At 41.7% G+C, this 19,146-nt stretch carries 19 protein-coding genes, 1 other RNA gene and 1 other annotated feature; of the genes, 18 read left to right on the forward strand and 2 right to left on the reverse strand.

Annotated elements, in window-relative coordinates; genetic code table 11:
• Positions 1-29: 29 nt before the first annotated feature.
• Both ssrS and AJGP001_RS07350 read left to right on the forward strand, forming a co-directional pair.
• Positions 30-212: non-coding RNA, 6S RNA (gene ssrS / locus AJGP001_RS07345), on the forward strand.
• 102 nt (positions 213-314) lie between these two features.
• A complete protein-coding gene (locus AJGP001_RS07350; RefSeq protein ID WP_058385605.1) occupies positions 315-1,079 on the forward strand; it encodes a tRNA threonylcarbamoyladenosine dehydratase in 765 nt (254 codons plus the stop codon).
• A gap of 128 nt (positions 1,080-1,207) precedes the next feature.
• Here AJGP001_RS07350 and AJGP001_RS07355 read toward each other — a convergent pair whose 3' ends face one another.
• Entirely contained in the window at positions 1,208-2,497 is a 1,290-nt protein-coding gene (locus AJGP001_RS07355) for a replication-associated recombination protein A (protein WP_058385604.1), read from the reverse strand.
• A 332-nt stretch (positions 2,498-2,829) separates the two neighbouring features.
• Between AJGP001_RS07355 and cymR the strand changes: the two genes are divergently transcribed.
• The 15 genes from cymR to mtnN all read left to right on the forward strand — a co-directional run bounded on the left by cymR (position 2,830) and on the right by mtnN (position 17,660).
• Positions 2,830-3,246: a cysteine metabolism transcriptional regulator CymR gene (gene cymR / locus AJGP001_RS07360; protein WP_058385603.1), complete on the forward strand. Its 417-nt coding sequence runs from the start codon at positions 2,830-2,832 to the stop codon at positions 3,244-3,246.
• Positions 3,247-3,261: 15 nt separating this feature from the next.
• The gene (locus tag AJGP001_RS07365) at positions 3,262-4,395 is read left to right on the forward strand and encodes a cysteine desulfurase family protein (RefSeq protein ID WP_071154360.1); all 1,134 of its coding nucleotides are present in this window, start codon (positions 3,262-3,264) and stop codon (positions 4,393-4,395) included.
• 13 nt (positions 4,396-4,408) lie between these two features.
• Positions 4,409-5,524, forward strand: a complete 1,116-nt coding sequence (mnmA, locus tag AJGP001_RS07370; protein ID WP_078080328.1) for a tRNA 2-thiouridine(34) synthase MnmA — start codon at positions 4,409-4,411, stop codon at positions 5,522-5,524.
• A 14-nt stretch (positions 5,525-5,538) separates the two neighbouring features.
• A complete protein-coding gene (locus AJGP001_RS07375) occupies positions 5,539-6,198 on the forward strand; it encodes a tetratricopeptide repeat protein (protein ID WP_071154361.1) in 660 nt (219 codons plus the stop codon).
• A 24-nt stretch (positions 6,199-6,222) separates the two neighbouring features.
• On the forward strand, positions 6,223-8,640 hold the full coding sequence (recD2, locus tag AJGP001_RS07380; protein WP_071154362.1) for an SF1B family DNA helicase RecD2: 2,418 nt from the start codon (positions 6,223-6,225) through the stop codon (positions 8,638-8,640).
• A 294-nt stretch (positions 8,641-8,934) separates the two neighbouring features.
• Positions 8,935-9,144 (forward strand) — a binding site (T-box leader).
• Between the two features lie 42 nt (positions 9,145-9,186).
• Positions 9,187-11,811: an alanine--tRNA ligase gene (alaS, locus tag AJGP001_RS07385; RefSeq protein WP_078080330.1), complete on the forward strand. Its 2,625-nt coding sequence runs from the start codon at positions 9,187-9,189 to the stop codon at positions 11,809-11,811.
• Between the two features lie 89 nt (positions 11,812-11,900).
• Positions 11,901-12,167, forward strand: coding sequence for an IreB family regulatory phosphoprotein (locus AJGP001_RS07390; RefSeq protein ID WP_058386921.1), 267 nt, complete (start codon positions 11,901-11,903; stop codon positions 12,165-12,167).
• Positions 12,168-12,169: 2 nt separating this feature from the next.
• The gene (gene ruvX, locus AJGP001_RS07395; protein ID WP_058385597.1) at positions 12,170-12,586 is read left to right on the forward strand and encodes a Holliday junction resolvase RuvX; all 417 of its coding nucleotides are present in this window, start codon (positions 12,170-12,172) and stop codon (positions 12,584-12,586) included.
• A 13-nt stretch (positions 12,587-12,599) separates the two neighbouring features.
• Positions 12,600-12,908: a DUF1292 domain-containing protein gene (locus AJGP001_RS07400; RefSeq protein ID WP_058385596.1), complete on the forward strand. Its 309-nt coding sequence runs from the start codon at positions 12,600-12,602 to the stop codon at positions 12,906-12,908.
• Between the two features lie 125 nt (positions 12,909-13,033).
• Positions 13,034-14,158 carry an endolytic transglycosylase MltG gene (gene mltG / locus AJGP001_RS07405; protein ID WP_143039551.1) on the forward strand — a complete coding sequence of 375 codons (1,125 nt, stop codon included), beginning with the start codon at positions 13,034-13,036 and terminating at the stop codon, positions 14,156-14,158.
• A 90-nt stretch (positions 14,159-14,248) separates the two neighbouring features.
• Positions 14,249-14,854, forward strand: a complete 606-nt coding sequence (locus AJGP001_RS07410) for an O-methyltransferase (RefSeq protein ID WP_058385595.1) — start codon at positions 14,249-14,251, stop codon at positions 14,852-14,854.
• A 15-nt stretch (positions 14,855-14,869) separates the two neighbouring features.
• Positions 14,870-15,514, forward strand: a complete 645-nt coding sequence (udk, locus tag AJGP001_RS07415; protein ID WP_342743354.1) for a uridine kinase — start codon at positions 14,870-14,872, stop codon at positions 15,512-15,514.
• A 76-nt stretch (positions 15,515-15,590) separates the two neighbouring features.
• Positions 15,591-16,067 (forward strand): transcription elongation factor GreA, encoded by a 477-nt coding sequence (gene greA, locus AJGP001_RS07420; RefSeq protein WP_071154363.1) that lies wholly within the window; start codon positions 15,591-15,593, stop codon positions 16,065-16,067.
• A gap of 131 nt (positions 16,068-16,198) precedes the next feature.
• Positions 16,199-16,888, forward strand: a complete 690-nt coding sequence (locus AJGP001_RS07425; protein ID WP_078080331.1) for a DUF1510 family protein — start codon at positions 16,199-16,201, stop codon at positions 16,886-16,888.
• A gap of 67 nt (positions 16,889-16,955) precedes the next feature.
• Positions 16,956-17,660 (forward strand): 5'-methylthioadenosine/S-adenosylhomocysteine nucleosidase, encoded by a 705-nt coding sequence (mtnN, locus tag AJGP001_RS07430; protein ID WP_058385591.1) that lies wholly within the window; start codon positions 16,956-16,958, stop codon positions 17,658-17,660.
• A gap of 58 nt (positions 17,661-17,718) precedes the next feature.
• On the opposite strand, the gene pssA is transcribed toward mtnN, so the two are convergent.
• Positions 17,719-18,258, reverse strand: coding sequence for a CDP-diacylglycerol--serine O-phosphatidyltransferase (gene pssA, locus AJGP001_RS07435; protein ID WP_058385590.1), 540 nt, complete (start codon positions 18,256-18,258; stop codon positions 17,719-17,721).
• Between the two features lie 96 nt (positions 18,259-18,354).
• Here pssA and AJGP001_RS07440 point away from each other — a divergent pair, with 96 nt between their 5' ends.
• A complete protein-coding gene (locus tag AJGP001_RS07440) occupies positions 18,355-19,128 on the forward strand; it encodes a phosphatidylserine decarboxylase (protein ID WP_058385589.1) in 774 nt (257 codons plus the stop codon).
• The last annotated feature ends 18 nt before the right edge of the window (positions 19,129-19,146 follow it).

A 19,146-nucleotide genomic window follows, 5' to 3' on the forward strand; every position in this document is an offset into this window, starting at 1 on the left:
AAAAAAGGTGTGCTAACATAAGTCTATAGAGAATCCTGATGTGTTCGTTTTAAGCAATTCGATTTTGACCCAACATTATGTCGTCGGGAGATCGAATTTCACCATGGCTAACATGCCTTAACGGGAAGTTATAAGTGGTGAAGAGGTCACCCACCTGCTTTCAGCGGGTTCAAACGATGCGCACCAACAAAGACGGCACGATTGGGATTCTTAATTAAAAAATCATTTTTATCCCTTTGACAATTTATTGTCGGAGGGATTTTTAATGTGTATAATCCCTATTATGCGTATCAACTTTGAAGGGCAGTGACGGAATGCTACACCAATTTTCCAGAAATGAATTAGCTGTAGGAAAAGAAGGAATCAATTTATTAAAAAATGCGACTGTCGCGATACTTGGCGTCGGAGGTGTCGGATCGTTTGCAGCAGAAGCTTGTGCGCGGAGCGGCGTGGGTACGATTATACTCGTTGATAAAGACAATGTAGACATCACCAATATCAATCGTCAACTTGTTGCGAATTTATCAACGGTTGGACAATCGAAAGCAGAGGTTATGAAAACTCGGATTGCTGACATTAATACAGAATGCAAAGTAATTTCATTGCATATGTTTTATACGGAAGAAACGTGCGAAGAATTTTTTAGTTACACTCCTGATTACGTGATCGATGCGTCCGATACAATGATTTACAAAGTCCATTTGATGGAAGAATGTTATCGTCGTGACATAAAAATCATTGCCAGTATGGGAGCGGCCAATAAAACTGATCCCACGCGTTTCAAAATTGCGGATTTTTCAAAAACCCATACGGATCCATTAGCGAAAATCATTCGCAAAAAATTACGCAAAAACGGAATTTACAAAGGCATTCCGGTAATTTTTTCAGATGAAAGTCCAATCATTGTTCGTGAAGACGTAGTAGAAACCGTTGGGAAGCCGGATGCAACCATTCGAAAAGCTCAAATGCCGCCTTCATCAAATGCCTTTACGCCATCAACTGTGGGCTTGATTGCTGCGAGTTGGGTAGTTAACGATATTACCAAATCCATTCCGATTACACGGGTACGTATGAATTAATCAAAAAACCGGCTCTTTTTATGAGCCGGTTTTTTCTGTTGTTATAACGGATAATTTTGTAGAAATAGGGGCTGTCTTAAAAGTCACTTTTATGACTTTTAAGACAGCCCCTTTGCTCGATATTCATATCATTTTTTGTTTTTTCGAAAGCTTTTCAGTTTTTCGTAAATGCCTGCAAATTTCTTTTCCTCACCAGCAATGATGGGCTTATAAAACTCGGCTGACCTTATTTCTTTTGGCAAATAATCTTGATCTGCCCAACCACCGAACGAGCCGACGGGCGTGTCGTGTGGATAGCGGTATCCGCCGTGCCCCAGTTCGGCGCTTCCTGCGTAATGTGTATCGCGCAAATGCAATGGAATGTCGCCAACATCGCCTTTATTAATAGCTGCAGTTGCAGCATCAATGGCTTTATAGGCAGAATTGGATTTTTCGGACAAGCACATTTCAGCGACTGCTTGAGCGAGCGGGATGCGGGCTTCCGGTAAACCGAGACGATCAGCTGCTTGGCAAGCGGAGAGAACGTGTCCGCCAACAGCAGGATTGGCAAGTCCAATGTCCTCATAAGCCATAACGAGTAAACGGCGTGTAACAGCAGTTAAGTCACCATTTTCTAATAAATGCGCCAAATAATACATTGCTGCATTGACATCACTTCCGCGCACTGATTTTTGTAATGCAGACAATAAATTAAAAAAATGCGATCCTTTTTTATCACCGAACACGCCGACACGCTTGATCATTTGTTCGACCATCTGATCTTCCACAATGTATTTACCATCGATTTCATCAGAAGCAATGACAATCGATTCAAGCATCGTTAATGCTTTACGGGCGTCACCATTGGTACCTTCTGCAATGCGTTCGACTTGTTTTTTGGAAATCGCAATGTGTTCGCTGCCGAGTCCACGTTTGGGTTCGGCCAATGCGCTATTTAGCAACTGCACAATATCTTCTTGAGACAGCCGCTTTAATTGCTTAATTTCACCGCAACGCGAACGGATTGCCGGATTAACGTCATGAAATGGATTTTCCGTTGTCGCACCAATCAAAACAATCGAACCACTTTCAACATGCGGCAGCAAAGCATCTTGCTGCAACTTGTTAAAACGGTGAATTTCATCCAGAAACAACAATACTTTACCGGTCATCCGTGATTCGGTCACGACTTCTTCAACGTCTTTCTTGCCAGAAGTTGTGGCGTTCAGCGCGATAAAAGGTAAATTCGATGTCCCTGCGATAGCGTGAGCGATAGAAGTTTTGCCGATGCCAGGCTCGCCGTACAGCAGCATAGAAGGTACATGTCCATTACTAATCATTTTATATAAAGCCGTATGTGGTCCGATGACGTCTTTTTGTCCGACGACTTCATCAATCGTTCGAGGACGCATACGAAAAGCTAAAGGTTCGTTGTGCATAGAAAAACTCCTTTCGGATATTCGTTCTATCAGTATAGCGTTTGAGGTTTCAAAAGTCATTGCAAGTCCATTCAAGTCAAATTATGATATACTGTTTTGAAGAATAAACGTAGTTAAACCGGCTATTTTATGATGTATTATTAGCATTATTCTGTTAATAAAACTAGTCGCACGTGGGGAAGTATTCGAGAAAAATAAATTCGATTTTTATCGAGAATAATTTATTTATTTTAAACAAGTATGGAGTAAACTAGCGGAGACTCCCACGGGAAAGCGCAGCTAGTTTACGGAATACCAATCTTATGAAAATTATCAAACTTAGAGGTGTACTCATGAAAATTTCAACCAAAGGCCGTTACGGTCTGACAATTATGATTGAACTTGGTAAACAATACGGAGAAGGTCCGATTCCATTGCGTAAAATTGCGGCGGAAAATGACCTTTCTGAAGCTTATTTAGAGCAACTAGTGGGGCCATTACGCAACTCGGGGCTTGTTAAAAGTGTTCGCGGGGCATATGGCGGTTATATGTTGACGCGCCACCCAAAAGAAATTTCAGCAGGAGATGTGATTCGTGTTTTAGAAGGTCCCATCCAACCTGTTGAAGGCATTGAAGACGAAAAGCAACCGCAGCGTGAGCTCTGGGTACGCATTCGTGATGCAGTAAAAAATGTTCTCGATACCACAACGATTGAAGATTTGGCAAACGCCGAAAACGGTGAAACTGAAAATTACATGTACTATATATAAAGGGGTCAACAAACTATGAATCGAATTTATTTAGATCATGCGGCGACTTCGCCCATGCATCCCGAAGTGGTGGCGACTTTTTCTGAAGCACTCGGAACGGTTTACGGCAATCCTTCAAGTATCCATGGTACCGGTAGAGCGGCACGTAAAAAACTGGATGATGCACGCAAATTGCTAGCTGACAGCATACATGCTCATGACCATGAAATTATTTTTACTAGCGGGGGTACTGAAGCGGACAATACGGCGATTTTTGGCACGGCTGCAAAAAAAGAAGGAAAGCATATCATCACTACAATGATTGAACACCATGCCATTTTGCATGCTTGTGAGGAATTAGAACGACAAGGCTACGACGTAACGTATTTGCCGGTGGGTGAAAATGGACGCGTGCGAGCAGAAGACGTGAAAAATGCGCTGCGTGACGATACAATTCTAGTATCGGTCATGATGGGCAATAATGAGGTTGGAACCATACAACCGATTGCCGAAATCGGTGAATTGTTAAAAGATACAGATGTGACATTCCACACCGACGCGGTTCAAGCATTTGGTATATTGCCAATCGATGTTAACGTCTTAAACGTTGATTTGTTATCGGTCTCTGCGCATAAACTAAACGGACCTAAAGGTGTTGGCTTTTTATACCAACGCAAAGGAACGGCAGTAACTCCATTGTTGTACGGAGGAGAACAAGAACGTAAGCGCCGGGCAGGAACGGAAAACGTACCGGCGATTTCCGCATTTGCTAAAGCGGTAGAAATTGCGTTAGCAACGATGGAAGAAAAAACAACGGCTTACGAGCAATACAAAACGATGTTTAAAGACGTTTTGGATAAACAAAACGTCAACTATAAAGAAAATGGCAGTCATTCTATGCCGCATATTTTAAATCTCAGTATTTCAGGTATAGAAATTGAGTCGTTTTTAATCAACTTGGATTTAGCGGGAATATCAGCTTCAAGCGGATCAGCGTGCACAGCAGGTTCAATTGATCCATCTCATGTGCTTGTTGCCATGTACGGCGATAAGGCTGTTGAAAGCCGAAATTCTATTCGATTTAGCTTCGGCTTAGGATTGACGTCTGAAACAATTAAGCAAGCTGCCGAAAAGACAGCTCAAATCAGCCAGCGTTTGGCATTAAAATGAAAAGGTGAATAAAATGACAAAATCATTACAAGATACACGTGTTGTCGTCGGCATGTCCGGAGGGGTTGACTCTTCGGTTGCTGCGTATTTATTGAAAGAACAAGGTTACGATGTTATCGGCATCTTTATGAAAAACTGGGATGACACCGATGAAAATGGCGTCTGCACTGCGACAGAAGATTACGAAGACGTCATTCGCGTCTGTAACCAAATTGGCATTCCATATTATGCGGTAAATTTCGAAAAGCAATACTGGGACAAAGTTTTCACGTATTTTTTGGAAGAATACAAAGCAGGACGTACGCCAAACCCAGATGTTATGTGCAATAAAGAAATTAAATTCAAAGCCTTTTTAGAGCATGCTTTAAGTCTGGGGGCCGATTATTTGGCAACTGGTCATTACGCACAAGTTAAACACGCAGAAAACGGCGAAACAAAAATGTTGCGTGGCAAAGACAACAACAAAGATCAAACTTACTTTTTAAATCAACTAGACCAACATCAATTGTCGAAAGTGATGTTCCCAATCGGCCATATGGAGAAAAAGAAAGTCCGTGAAATCGCGCTAGAAGCGGGACTTGCAACAGCGACGAAAAAGGATTCCACGGGTATTTGTTTTATTGGAGAACGGAATTTTAAAGAGTTCTTAGGTCAATACTTGCCAGCACAACCGGGTCAAATGGAAACGTTAGAAGGCGTTAAAATGGGTTCACATGACGGGTTGATGTATTATACAATTGGCCAACGCCAAGGACTTGGTATCGGCGGGGCAGGAGATCCGTGGTTTGTTATTGGAAAAGATTTAGAGCGCAACGTATTATACGTTGGACAAAACATTCATCACGATGCCCTTTTCTCAGATAGCTTAACTGCGGTAAACTTAAGCTTCACATCAAATACAGCACCAAGCGGGATATTAGAATGCACAGCAAAATTCCGTTACCGTCAGCAAGATGTCGGTGTAACTGTTGAATTCAAAGGCGAAAGAGCCATCGTGACATTTGCAGAGCCGGTCCGCGCGATTACGCCTGGTCAAGCTGTCGTGTTTTATGATGGTGAAGAATGCCTAGGCGGTGGAACGATCGATCGTGTCTTTAAAAATGGCGCACGTTTGGAATATGTCGGTTAATGGGAGAGACAACAATGAATTACAACGAAATCGGGATACAAGCATTACAAGAAGGCAATACAGAAAAAGCCGTTGAAGCTTTCACACAAGCAATCGATGAACAACCGGACAACCCGCTAGGCTATATCAATTTTGGGCATGTCTTAACGTCGATGGACGAAATTGACCGTGCGGAAAGATTTTTCCAAAAAGCCATTACGCTTGATGAGACATCAGCGACGGCTTTTTATGGTTTGGCTAACTTGTATTTTAATTCAGAGCGTTATTCAGAAGCATTAAAGCTATATGAAAAAGCATTGCAATACGAACTTGAAGGCGCAGATGCGCATTTTATGATCGGTAAATGCTTTGAAAAACTAGAGCAGCCGAAACTAGCGTTGCCGTATTTTCAACGCGCGGTAGAACTGGATGAACAGGATGTTCAAGCACGCTTGAGCTATGGCATCTGTTTGGCATCTATGGAATTATTTGAACTAGCAGAACCTCAATTTCTACAAGTAATCGACAGCGAACCAGATCATTCGGATGCTCATTATAATGTGGGTGTTCTTTACGCAGTCTCGACAAATCGTACAGAAGACGCTATGTATCATTTGAAACAGGCGTATACGCTAGATGAGCGCAATGAAATGGCACGATATGCTTACGATATGATTGCAACGACATTACAATAGCTACGTGAAGAGGAGACGACAGAAATGACCGGACAAATCGATTTATTTCAAGAAGAAAAACAGTTTGTATTAGGGCGTCCTGTCGTCTCGATTTTTCACAATCCTCAAAACTTATTCTCCATAGCCAAAGTGAAAATTCAAGAAACCAACACCCCGTACACTGAAAAAGAAATTATTGTATCTGGCTATTTTCCGATGTTAACGCTCGAAGAACAGTATCGTTTTACAGGCGTCGTGAAAAATCATCCGCGTTATGGTGTTCAATTCCAAGTAGAAACGTTTACGAAAGAAGTACCAGAAACCGAACAAGGAATTATTCATTACTTGTCCAGTGATATGTTTAATGGCATTGGCCGGAAAACAGCAGAAACAATCGTCAAAAAACTCGGCAAAGATGCGATTAAGAAAATTCTTGAAGACCCTGATGCATTAGATAAAGTGCCGCGGTTGTCAGATGATAAAAAAGACACCATTCGCGCGACTTTACAGATGAATCTCGGTCTGGAGCGTGTGATGATTCAGCTCAACGACTGGGGCTTTGGCCCTCAAGTGGGCATGCGTATTTATCAAGCTTACCGCGAAGAAACCATTGAAATTTTGACGAAAAATCCCTTCCAGCTGATTGAAGAAATCGAAGGAATCGGTTTTCAACGTGCCGACGAACTCGGAACCAAGCTTGGCATCACTGGCAGTCATCCGGACCGAATCAAAGCGGCAATTTTGCACATTCTGAACCAAGCTTCTCTGTCTGAAGGCCATGTCTATGTAGACGCTAAAACCTTGATTCCGCTAGTTAAGGAAATGCTCGAATCACGTCAGCAAGGAGAAATTGCGATTGAAGCGATTTCGAAAGCCGCTATCGAATTAAATGAAGAAAGTAAAGTCGCAGGCGAAGAAACGCGGCTTTATTTGCCATCGCTGTATTATTCAGAAGTTGGAATTGCGACGAAACTGGAAACTTTACTGGCCGAACAAGAAAATCGCACAAAGTTTCCAAGTTCAGAAGTTCGTAAAGCGCTTGGTGAAGCAGAGGAACGTCTTGGTGTGAATTATGCAGAAACGCAAGTTGACGCGATTGAAAACAGTATTAATTCATCGGTCATGATTTTAACGGGTGGACCGGGTACCGGTAAGACCACGGTTGTCCGCGGATTGGTGGAAATCTATGCAGAACTGCACGGGTTGTCACTCGATCCGAAAGAATACGCCAAGAAAAAAGAGCCGTTTCCCATTATCCTAGCAGCACCAACGGGACGTGCGGCCAAGCGCTTGAGTGAATCCACTGACCTACCGGCAATGACAATCCACCGTTTATTAGGCTTTAATGGCCAAGAAAAAGACGAAGAAACCGAAAAAGAAATCGAAGGCAAATTAATTATTATCGATGAAATGTCGATGGTTGATACGTGGCTTGCTCATCAACTGCTAAAAGCAGTACCAGAAGACGCACAGCTAATTTTCGTTGGAGACCAAGATCAATTGCCGCCGGTTGGTCCCGGACAAGTGCTAAGAGATTTACTCGAATCAAAACGGATTCCAACTGTTGAGCTAACCGATATTTACCGACAAGCGTCAGGTTCCTCCATCATTGAACTCGCCCATCAAATGAAAAATGGACAATTGCCTGAAGACATCACTGTAAAGACGGCCGATCGTTCATTTATCAAAGCGGGAGCCGACCAAATTCCTGCTGTTGTTGAAAAAGTTGTGAGGAGTGCCTTGTCGAAAGGTCATTCGATTAAAGACATCCAAGTGCTTGCTCCGATGTATAAAGGACCAGCTGGAATCGATGCTTTGAACCGTCTGATTCAAGAAATGGTCAACCCGAATCCGGATGGCAAACGAAAAGAATTAGCATTTGGTGACATTACGTACCGCATTGGCGATAAAGTGTTGCAGCTCGTCAATCAACCAGAAAGCAATGTCTTTAATGGTGACATGGGTGAAATTGTCGCTATTATGAAAGCCAAAGAAACCGTTGAAAAACAAGACATGTTAGTAGCATCTTTTGATGGCATTGAAGTAACTTATGAACGTAGCGATTTAAACCAACTCACGCTAGCGTACTGTTGTTCAATCCATAAGTCACAAGGATCTGAATTTCCAACCGTCATCATGCCAGTAGTTCGGGGCTACATGAAAATGTTGCGCCGCAATTTGCTTTACACGGGCATTACCCGGAGTAGGGATTTTCTTATTCTCTGTGGAGATCCAAGCGTCTTCCGTTACGGAGTTGAACGCACGGACGACGCACAGCGCATGACCACATTAAAAAGCCGTCTAGCGGTCACAACCGAACAACCAAAAACCGAACAACAAACAAAGCAACAAGTCGAGACAGAACAGAGCGGTCCCGTCAGTTTAACTGCCGAAAATGTCCACGCCATCCATCCAATGATTGGCATGGAAGGCATTACTCCACAAAAGTTTATGGAAGCTTGAGTAGATCTTTAAAATTTACACAACATGCAAAGGAAACCGTAATTTAGAATGCGGTTTCCTGTTTGTGTTGAAACTAAATTTCATATAAATACTTGTTATGTAAGTTACGAAGTAAACCAACGGAGACTCCCGCGGGATAGCGAAGTGCCGAAATCCACTCGGGCGTTAAGGCCGAGTTAGTTCGGCGCAAGCCCGCAGGAAAGCGGATTTGGTTTACGCAGTAACACTGCCCAATTAAAGTATCACTATTGACATCACGCAAAGCTTTTTCTATAATTCAAATTAGATTGATAGACAAACACATTGATGGAGACAGTATAAAATCGCATTCGAAAAGAAACGGGACCCTAGGCTGAAAGGCTCCGACGACAGTCGATTTTAGAAAGCTACTCCGGAGTGCAGCTAATTCCTGCCGTTGAACCGCGTTAAGGTGTTCGAGAGACACAGAGCATGCTGCTTTGTGTAACTAGGGTGGTACCGCGAAATAAAGCCTTCGTCCCTTTTTTTGGGATGAAGGCTTTTTATTATGTTAAGGAGGAAAAATAGATGAAAAATTTAAAAGCAGAAGACATTAGACAAATGTATATTGATTTCTTTAAAGAAAAGGGCCACGATCAGGAGCCAAGTGCACCGCTTGTTCCTTTTGAAGATCCTTCCTTGTTGTGGATTAACAGTGGCGTCGCTACCTTAAAGAAATACTTTGATGGCCGTGTCATTCCAAACAATCCTAGAATCGTAAATGCACAAAAATCAATTCGTACGAACGATATTGAAAACGTTGGTAAAACAGCGCGTCACCATACATTCTTTGAAATGCTTGGGAACTTTTCAATCGGCGAATACTTTAAAACTGAAGCGATTCACTGGGCTTGGGAATTTTTAACGGACGACAAATGGATCGGTTTTGACGCTGAAAAACTTTCTATAACAGTTCATCCAGAAGACGAAGAAGCATATGCAATTTGGTTAAATGAAGTGGGTGTACCTGCGGAGCGCATTATTCGTTTGGAAGGGAATTTCTGGGATATCGGTGAAGGCCCAAGTGGTCCGAACTCTGAAATTTTCTATGATCGCGGCGAAAGCTACGGCAACGATTTGACTGACCCTGAATTATATCCTGGTGGCGAAAATGATCGTTATTTGGAAATTTGGAACTTGGTGTTCTCACAATTCAACCACAACGCGGATCACACCTACACATTACTGCCTAAACAAAACATTGATACAGGAATGGGCTTAGAGCGCATGGCTTGTGTGGCTCAAGATGTAGCAACCAACTACGATACGGATTTATTCGTACCGATTATCCGAAAAACGGAAGAAATTTCGGGGAAAACATATGGCGAAGACGCGGATATGGATATGGCGTTTAAAGTGATTGCTGACCACATCCGTACGGTTGCATTTGCGATTGGTGACGGAGCCCTTCCATCTAACGAAGGCCGTGGATATGTATTACGTCGCTTATTACGTCGTGCCGTACGTTATGCGAAAAAATTAGGCGTTGAACAGCCATTCTTGTTTGAGCTAGTACCAGTGGTTGGAGACATTATGAAGAGCTTTTACCCAGAAGTTAACAACAAACAAGACTTTATCATTCGTGTGATGAAACTAGAAGAACAGCGTTTCCACGAAACACTTCATGACGGCTTAGCAATTTTGTCTTCGGTTGTGGAAAAACAAAAAGCGAACGGACAAACAGAAATTCCTGGTGAAGATGCATTCCGTCTTTATGACACATACGGGTTCCCGGTTGAATTGACTGAGGAATATGCGGAAGAAGAAGGCATGACCATCGACCATAATGGCTTTGAAGCAGCGATGCAAGCGCAGCGTGATCGTGCAAGAAACGCGCGTCAAAACGTTAATTCGATGCAAACTCAATCTGAAGTTTTGGGTAATATTAAAACAGCCAGTGAATTTATTGGCTATAGCCAGACTGTTTCAGATGCTAAAGTAGTAGTTATTATTAAGGATGGTGAACTTGCTGACCGTGCACATGAAGGCGAAGAAGTTCAAGTTATTCTAGATCAAACACCATTTTATGCAGAAAGTGGCGGACAAATAGCAGATCGCGGAACCTTGAGCAATGATTTGGTTCAAGCGACTGTATTAAACGTTAAAAAAGCACCAAATGGCCAAAATTTACATTCTGTTCGTATTAACACGGGAGAATTAACACTGGCGTCTGTAACAGCACAAGTAGACGCAGCAGATCGTCGTCATACGGTGAAAAACCATACAGCGACACACCTTTTGCACCAAGCGCTAAAAGATACGTTAGGAACGCATGTTAACCAAGCGGGATCTTATGTAGGTCCAGATCGTTTACGTTTTGATTTTTCTCATTTTGGCCAAGTCACGAAAGAAGAGTTAGAGACCATTGAGAAAATCGTTAACGAAAAAGTATGGGAAGGAATCGCAGTTCAAACTGGATACCATAACTTGCAAGAAGCAAAAGATATGGGTGCAATGGCATTGTTCGGTGAGAAATACGGGGATGTTGTACGCGTCGTTGAAATTGGCGACTATTCACTAGAGTTATGTGGTGGCGTTCACGTATTCAATACATCGGAAATTGGCTTGTTTAAAATTGTTTCTGAAGGCGGCATAGGTGCTGGGGTACGCAGAATCGAAGCGCTAACAGGTAAAGGTGCCTATGAAAACTTGAAAGACAGTGAGCACGTATTAGAACAGGCGGCAGGATTATTAAAATCTTCTCCGAAAGAGATGATTCAAAAAGCGCAATCGGTTCAAGCTGAAATAAAAGCCTTGCAACGTGAAAATGAATCCTTGCTTGCGAAAATCTCTAACGCGCAATCTGCGGGCATTTTAGATGCAGCTCAAAAAATTGGAGACATTACCGTACTGTCCGTTAAAGTCGAAGCAAAAGACAATAACCAATTGCGTCAAATGATGGATGACTTGAAAACGAAAATGGGTAAAGCAGTAATCGTTCTTGGTGCGACAGACGGAGATAAAGTGATGCTTGCAGCAGGCGTGACAAAAGACTTGGCAGGCGGAGATTATCATGCAGGACAAATCGTTAAACACGTAGCAGAACAATGTGGCGGCAAAGGTGGCGGCCGGCCAGATATGGCAATGGCAGGTGCAAAAGATGTCGACAAGTTAGAGTCGGCACTTGAATCCGTTTATAGCTTAGTGAAATAGGTTTAATAAATGACCGCTATCGGTTATAATAAGAAGCAGACAGCAGGAGCAATTATTCCTATTTAAAATCCGAAAGCGAGGTGCTTGTCGTGAGTTCATTTGATCGAACTATGAAATTCGATTCGTCTGATGAGTCGATGGAGCAAGAAGTGAAGCAAGTGATGCTACAGGTCCATGCTGCACTTGAAGAAAAAGGCTATAACCCGATCAATCAGATCGTCGGATATTTATTATCAGGTGATCCGGCTTATATTCCTCGCCATCAGGATGCGCGAAATATGATTCGCAAACTAGAACGGGATGAAATTCTAGAGGAACTTGTAAAGTTCTATATTAAGAAGAATAACGGAGAATAAGGATGCGCATAATTGGACTTGATGTTGGTTCGAAAACAATTGGAGTCGCGATTAGTGATCCGATGGGCTGGACAGCTCAGGGAATCGAAACCATCAAAATAAATGAAGCCATCGAGGAATTTGGCATGGTCCGTCTCGGTGAACTAATCAAACAATATGAAGTGACTGAAGCAGTTGTGGGGTACCCGAAAAACATGAACAATTCAATTGGGCCACGTGCTCAAGCATCCGAAAGATTTGCAGATTTGCTGAAAGAAGCGTATAGTATACCGGTGGTCCTATGGGATGAACGGCTTACAACGTCTGCAGCAGAGAAGATGTTAATCTCCGCGGATGTCAGTCGCAAAAATCGCAAAAAAGTGATCGACAAGATGGCAGCAGTCATGATTTTGCAGGGCTATCTTGATTTTAAAAAATAATGAGGTGACGCAAATGGAACACGGACAAGAACACATTACAGTCGTTGATGAAAACGGCAACGAGCAATTATTTGAAGTATTGTTTACATTTGAATCAGCAGATTTCGGAAAATCATATGTTTTGTATTTCCCAATTGGCGCTGAAGAAGATGAAGAAGGCGAAATTGAAATTCACGCATCTTCATTCACAGAAAACCCTGAATCAGATGAAACTGAAGGTGGCGGAGAGCTTCGCCCAGTTGAAACTGATGAAGAGTGGGACATGATTGAAGAAATGTTGAACACGTTCCTTGACGAAGAAGAAGAAAACGAAGAGCTTTAAAAAGATGAGGGCGGAATTGATTGCTGATTCCGCCTTTTTCTTTTGTGCACTTTTCTTGTATACTGGTAGAAGTGAGCTATAACTAGCTCAACTTTTGCAGTACAGAAAAGCTAGGGGGAAAACCCGTGGGGAAACCATCAAAAAAAGAAATTATGTTTGAACGTATGAAAGAAAAAAAGAAGGAAGTGAGAGTCGTCCGACGCATCGTATTAATAGTCGCACTGATCCTAGTAATTATCATTGGGATTGCAGGTTTTAAAACCTATAGCTATGTCACTGATGCCTTAGAGCCGGTAGATGCCGACTCAGAAAAAGTGATTACCGTTGAAGTCCCAATCGGTTCGAGTCTGGACAGCATTGCGGCACTGCTTGAAGAAAATAATGTGATTGAAGACGCGCGCATCTATAAATACTATGTCAAATTTAAAAATGAATCTGAGTTTCAAGCAGGAACCTATGATTTGATGCAGTCGATGACGCTGGATGAAATTACGGAAAGTTTGAAAACGGGTAAGGTTTATCATGAACCGTTGTTTACCATTAATGTTCCAGAAGGTTTAACGGTTGAAGAAATCGCTGAAAATGTTATCGCTAAAAAAACATCGTATACGGCAGAAGAATTTCTGAAACAAATTGATGACCCTGCATATATTGAAGAGTTGATGGTTAAATATCCAGATTTATTGACTGACGAAATACGAGGTGATAATATTCGTCACCCTCTTGAAGGATATCTATTCCCGGCAACTTATCCTATGTATGAAGAAGAGCCATCGTTAACGTTAATTATTGAGCAAATGCTCAATGCGACACAATCCAACGTTGTACCATACCAAGGTGTCTTAGAAGAACTCGAAAAGTCGCCTCATTGGTTATTGACTTTTGCTTCTCTTTTAGAAGAAGAAGCCACAGCACAATCTGATCGCCAAACGATTGCTAGTGTTTTTTACAATCGCTTAGAAGACGATATGCCATTGCAGACAGATCCAACTGTAATTTACGCAATGGGCAAACACAAAGAGCGTTTGTTTAACAAGGATTACGAATTTGAACACCCGTACAGCACATACCAAAACAAAGGGTTGCCACCGGGACCTATCGCAAATGCAGGAGGCTCTTCGATTCAAGCAGTACTAGACCCTGCAAAAACCGATTACCTCTATTTCTTAGCGGACAAGGAAGGCAAGAATCACTTTGCTAAAACTTACGAAGAGCATTTGAAGAATCGAGACGAGTATATTGGAGAGTAAACCACTTAGAAGGAAGCGTCCTCGCTTTCCTTCTCTTTTTATGGTAAGATTTGAAGTAATTTTTGCTGAGTCGAAAAGGAGCTTATTTGTATGGTGACCAATCAATTATCAACGACGCTTAAAGCGATTCAGACGTATGCTGCTCTGCATCACATTCCCATCATGGAGGATCAAGGTATCGGAGAGCTAGTTGAACTTTTAAAAATTCAACAGCCTAAACAGATTCTTGAAATTGGTGCAGCGATTGGTTTTTCAGCGATTAAAATGGCTGAGGCGTTACCTGCTTGCACAGTGGATACTGTAGAACGCGATGACTCACGGTATCAAAAGGCGTTGGAATTTATTGCTCAAACAGAGTTAGCGAGTCGCATCCGTATTTATCATGCAGATGCACTAGAACTGGAACTATCCCAACTGAAACCGCAGTATGATGCAATTTTTATAGATGCTGCCAAAGGTCAATACGAGCGCTTTTTCGACAAATACGAAACGTTATTGCCAACAGGTGGTATTATCTATTGCGATAACATGACCATGCATGGTCTTTCAGATATGCCATTGTCGGACGTACCGAGAAGGAAACGGACGATGATTCGCAATTTGGCGACTTTTAAAGAACATATGCTCAATCACCCGTGCTATGATACAGAATTATTATCCTCAGGTGATGGCATACTGATTTGCAGAAAGAAATAAATACACTAAAAAGAGATTTACAGGGAGCTAACTAATATGTCTACTAAACGGCCGGTCGTTATTGGAATCGCAGGGGGTTCGGGCTCGGGAAAAACGAGTGTAACGAATTCAATTTATGAAGTCTTTAAAGAAAACTCAGTCGTCGTCATCGAGCAGGACTATTATTACAAAGACCAAAGTCATTTGGCTTTTGATGAGCGCTTGGAAACAAATTACGACCATCCATTAGCATTTGATACGGATTTGTTAATTGATCATATCAACGAATTGCTTGAGCGTCGTGCAATCGAAAAACCGGTTTACAATTATGCTTTACATACACGTGCAGAAGAAACTGTAGTAATCGAGCCAAAAGATGTTATTATACTGGAAGGCATATTAGTACTTGAAGATCCGCGTTTGCGTGAACTAATGGATATTAAATTATTCGTCGATACAGATGGTGATTTGCGCATTATTCGTCGTCTATTGCGTGACATTAATGAACGCGGGCGGACAATCGATTCTGTTATTGAACAGTATTTAACGGTTGTTCGACCGATGCATAATCAATTTATTGAACCGACAAAACGGTATGCCGATGTAATTATTCCTGAAGGTGGCCAAAATGAAGTGGCAATCGATTTAATGGTTACAAAAATTAAAACTATTCTTGAATAGATAGTGAAACTATAATATGATGATACGAGACTGACGGATGTAGGCATCCAGGTCAGCAGTTGAAGGAGTGGGAACAATGGCTAACGAAAAACAATTTCCAATGACAGCTGCAGGAAAGCAGAAGTTGGAAGATGAACTGGATTTTTTAAAAACAATTAAACGTAAAGAAGTAGTCGAACGAATCAAAATCGCTCGTGATTTTGGTGATTTATCTGAGAACGCTGAGTATGACTCTGCGAAAGAAGATCAGGCTTTTGTAGAAGGTCGCATCTCAACACTTGAATCGATGATCCGTAACGCAGTTATCATAAATGAAAATGAATCAAACAAAGATGTCGTTCGCTTAGGGACGACTGTAACATTCATAGAAGTTCCAGATGGCGATAAAGAGTCTTATACAATTGTTGGATCAGCAGAAGCAGATCCTTTAGAAGGTCGCATTTCAAACGATTCTCCAATTGCGAAAAGCATGATTGGCCGCACGATTGGTGAAAATGTTAAAGTATTAACACCAGGCGGAGAAATGGAAATCAAGATTCTTTCAATCACGTGATCAAGCGGCCATTCTTTAAAAAGGATGGCCGTTTCTCATTAGTTGAACTGTAAATGAAACGTATTTAACGCTGAAACGTCAAATTTGTCATAGTGTATTAATGGTAAACTATTAAGAAAGGGGGACATTCCATGAATAACGAAGAAAAGCCGTATCCCTCTCGTTTGAAGAAAAAGAAAAACCGATCAAATTCGATTTTGAACATTTTGATTGGCTTGGTATTTGCATTGATTCTCATAATTGGAGTTTCCATGCTTTTTGGCGGAGGGAACGAACAAGCTCAAGATCCGGATCAAGTAGCGAGTTCGCCTGAAATCGACGAACAAACGAGTGGTACTGAAGACAGCGAAGGCACTGAAGAAACAGCTAAAGAAAAAGAAGCTGCTGAAAAAGAAGCTGCTGAAAAAGAAAAAGAGGCCGCTAAAAAAGCGGAAGAAGAAAAAGAAAAAGAAGAGTCTGCCATTAAAGGTGGAACAATTACACGGGAAGACTCGAGCGATCCGATTGTCGAAGAAACCGTGATTAACACCAGCTGGGAGCCGATTGGCACGAAGCAAAAAGGCGATCATGTTTCTGTCTATCAAAAAAATTCAGCTGACTGGAACGAAAAAGTTCAAGCCGTTTCTTATGCGACCGGCCTTGATCAAAATAATATGTATGTCATGATGATAAAAAATGGCGGTGGTCCGCAGAAATCGATAGCGACTGTTCAGTCGAAAGATGAATCTGAAAAATACCGCGTCCATATGGAATGGGTCGATGGCGAAGGCTGGAAACCAGTAAAAATGGACGTCTTAAAAACGCTTAATGGCGCCTATTAATAAAGGCGTCTTTTTCTTTTATCAAATGAAATTGTAATGAAATTAAGATGAAATGAGGAATGGCAATATGAGAATCGGTGTAATCGGTGCAATGGAAGAAGAAGTTCAATTATTAAGAAGTAGACTAGAAAATCCGCAAACGGAAGAAATTGCAAAATGCGAATTTACTTTAGGTACATACGAAGAACAGGAAATTATATTGTTAAAAAGCGGAATTGGTAAAGTAAATGCGGCCATGTCAACGACGATTTTACTTCAACAATATAAACCTGATATTGTTATCAATATTGGCTCAGCAGGCGGTTTTGATGAGGAACTAGAAGTCGGTGCAGTCGTGATTTCAGACGAAGTTCGTCACCATGATGTAGATGTAACTGTCTTTGGTTATGAAATGGGCCAAGTACCTCAATTGCCAGCAGCTTTTACTTCTAATAAAGAATTGATTGAGCTAGCCGTTAAAGCAGTTAAGGAAATGGGGCAGCACGATTATGCGGTTGGATTGATTGCTACAGGAGATTCATTTATGAACGATCCAGAGCGTGTCGCAAAAGTGCGGGAACATTTCCCGTCGATGAAAGCAGCTGAAATGGAAGCGGCGGCAGTTGCGCAAGTGTGCTATCAATTTGATGTGGCTTTTATCGTCATTCGTGCATTGTCAGATATTGCCGGAAAAGAATCATCGGTATCGTTTGAAGAATTCTTGCCTGTAGCGGCTAAGCATTCAACAGAAATTGTTTTCAGTGTCATCAGCCAGCTAGCCGCACGTATCTGATTTTGTGAAGACAAAATAAAAAAGCTGGGGACGTTTTCTTAACGTCACTCAGCTTTTTTTAAACTTTTTTCAAGGTAAAGGTACTGATCATTAACAAAGAACAAAGAACAAATAAAAACATATAGACGACCGGTGAAAATACCGACAACGCAAAATACGATAAAGTGATAACTGTACCTGCAGCTGTAATAGGCAACCCAGTAAAGTATCCAGTCGAGTCTGAAATGTTAAAACGCGCCAAGCGAAAAGCGCCACATGACAGATAAAGTACAGTAAAAACCATTCCAATAAAACCGAAGTCTGACAAGACAAGTTGATAAATTAAAATTGCGGGTGCAACACCAAAGGACAACAAATCGCTCATTGAATCGAGTTGTTTGCCTAAATCAGATTCTTGATTAAACTTTCTTGCCACCATACCGTCAAAGCGGTCTAAAAAAGCTGCAATAAATATAAATAGCACGCTATAGCTATAAGATCCATTTAAAGTGGCCATAAGAGAAGCCCCGCCAAACAACATATTACCAATCGTAATGGAGTTTGCGGCCTGTGACTTCAGCTTTTTTATGGTGTGATCCATTCTTTCGATTATTAACAATGGAAAACACTCCTTCTTTTTTTGTAAACTTGTTCAATCTATTATACTGCGAAAGGTAAAATAATGGTAGACTATTTTAGCAACGGAGGCATCTCGATGAAAAAATATTTGTACCAGCGTTCAATAGAACTAACGAACGGAGCTTTTACTTCTAATTTAATTCGCCAATTTGCCGGTTCTCAAAAAAGCCGCAGATTTATACCGAGCTATATAAAAACATATCAAATCGCAACGGATGAAATCGAAAAACCTTTAGAAAGCTTTCAGACACTTCATGATTTTTTTGTTCGTAAACTTACTGGCAGTAGTCGGCCAATTGCTGAAGTTTCTGTCGTGTCTCCAGTGGATGGGAAAATTGAAATCATTGGGGACCTACGAAAAGATAGTCGTTTTTTTGTGAAAGGACACGACTATTCATTAGCCGACTTGTTAGGGGATAGCGATTTAGCTGATTGCTACCAAAACGGGAAATACGCAGTGCTGTATTTATCGCCAGCTGACTATCACCGTATCCACAGTCCGGCTGATGGCACAGTGAAGAGACAATATGTGCTTGGCAAAAAATCATATCCGGTTAACGCAGCTGGATTGCAATACGGCAAAGCGCCGATCAGTGGCAACTACCGGATGATTACGGAGTTAGAAACTGAGTTTGGCAAGATGTTGGTCGTCAAAGTCGGTGCCATGTTTGTAAATTCTATTAAACTCACAGAGACCGGTAGTGACTGGGAAAAAGGCAGCGAAGTGGGCTATTTCAGCTTTGGTTCAACGGTTGTGTTGTTTTTTGAGAACAATTCCGTTAGATTTGTCGAAGATATGTCTTCTGGACAACGGATCAAGGTGGGAGAAGCACTAGGAAATATGGTATAATCAATAGAATTAAGTTCG

It is taken from the genome of Planococcus faecalis (assembly GCF_002009235.1).
Classification (GTDB): domain Bacteria; phylum Bacillota; class Bacilli; order Bacillales_A; family Planococcaceae; genus Planococcus; species Planococcus kocurii.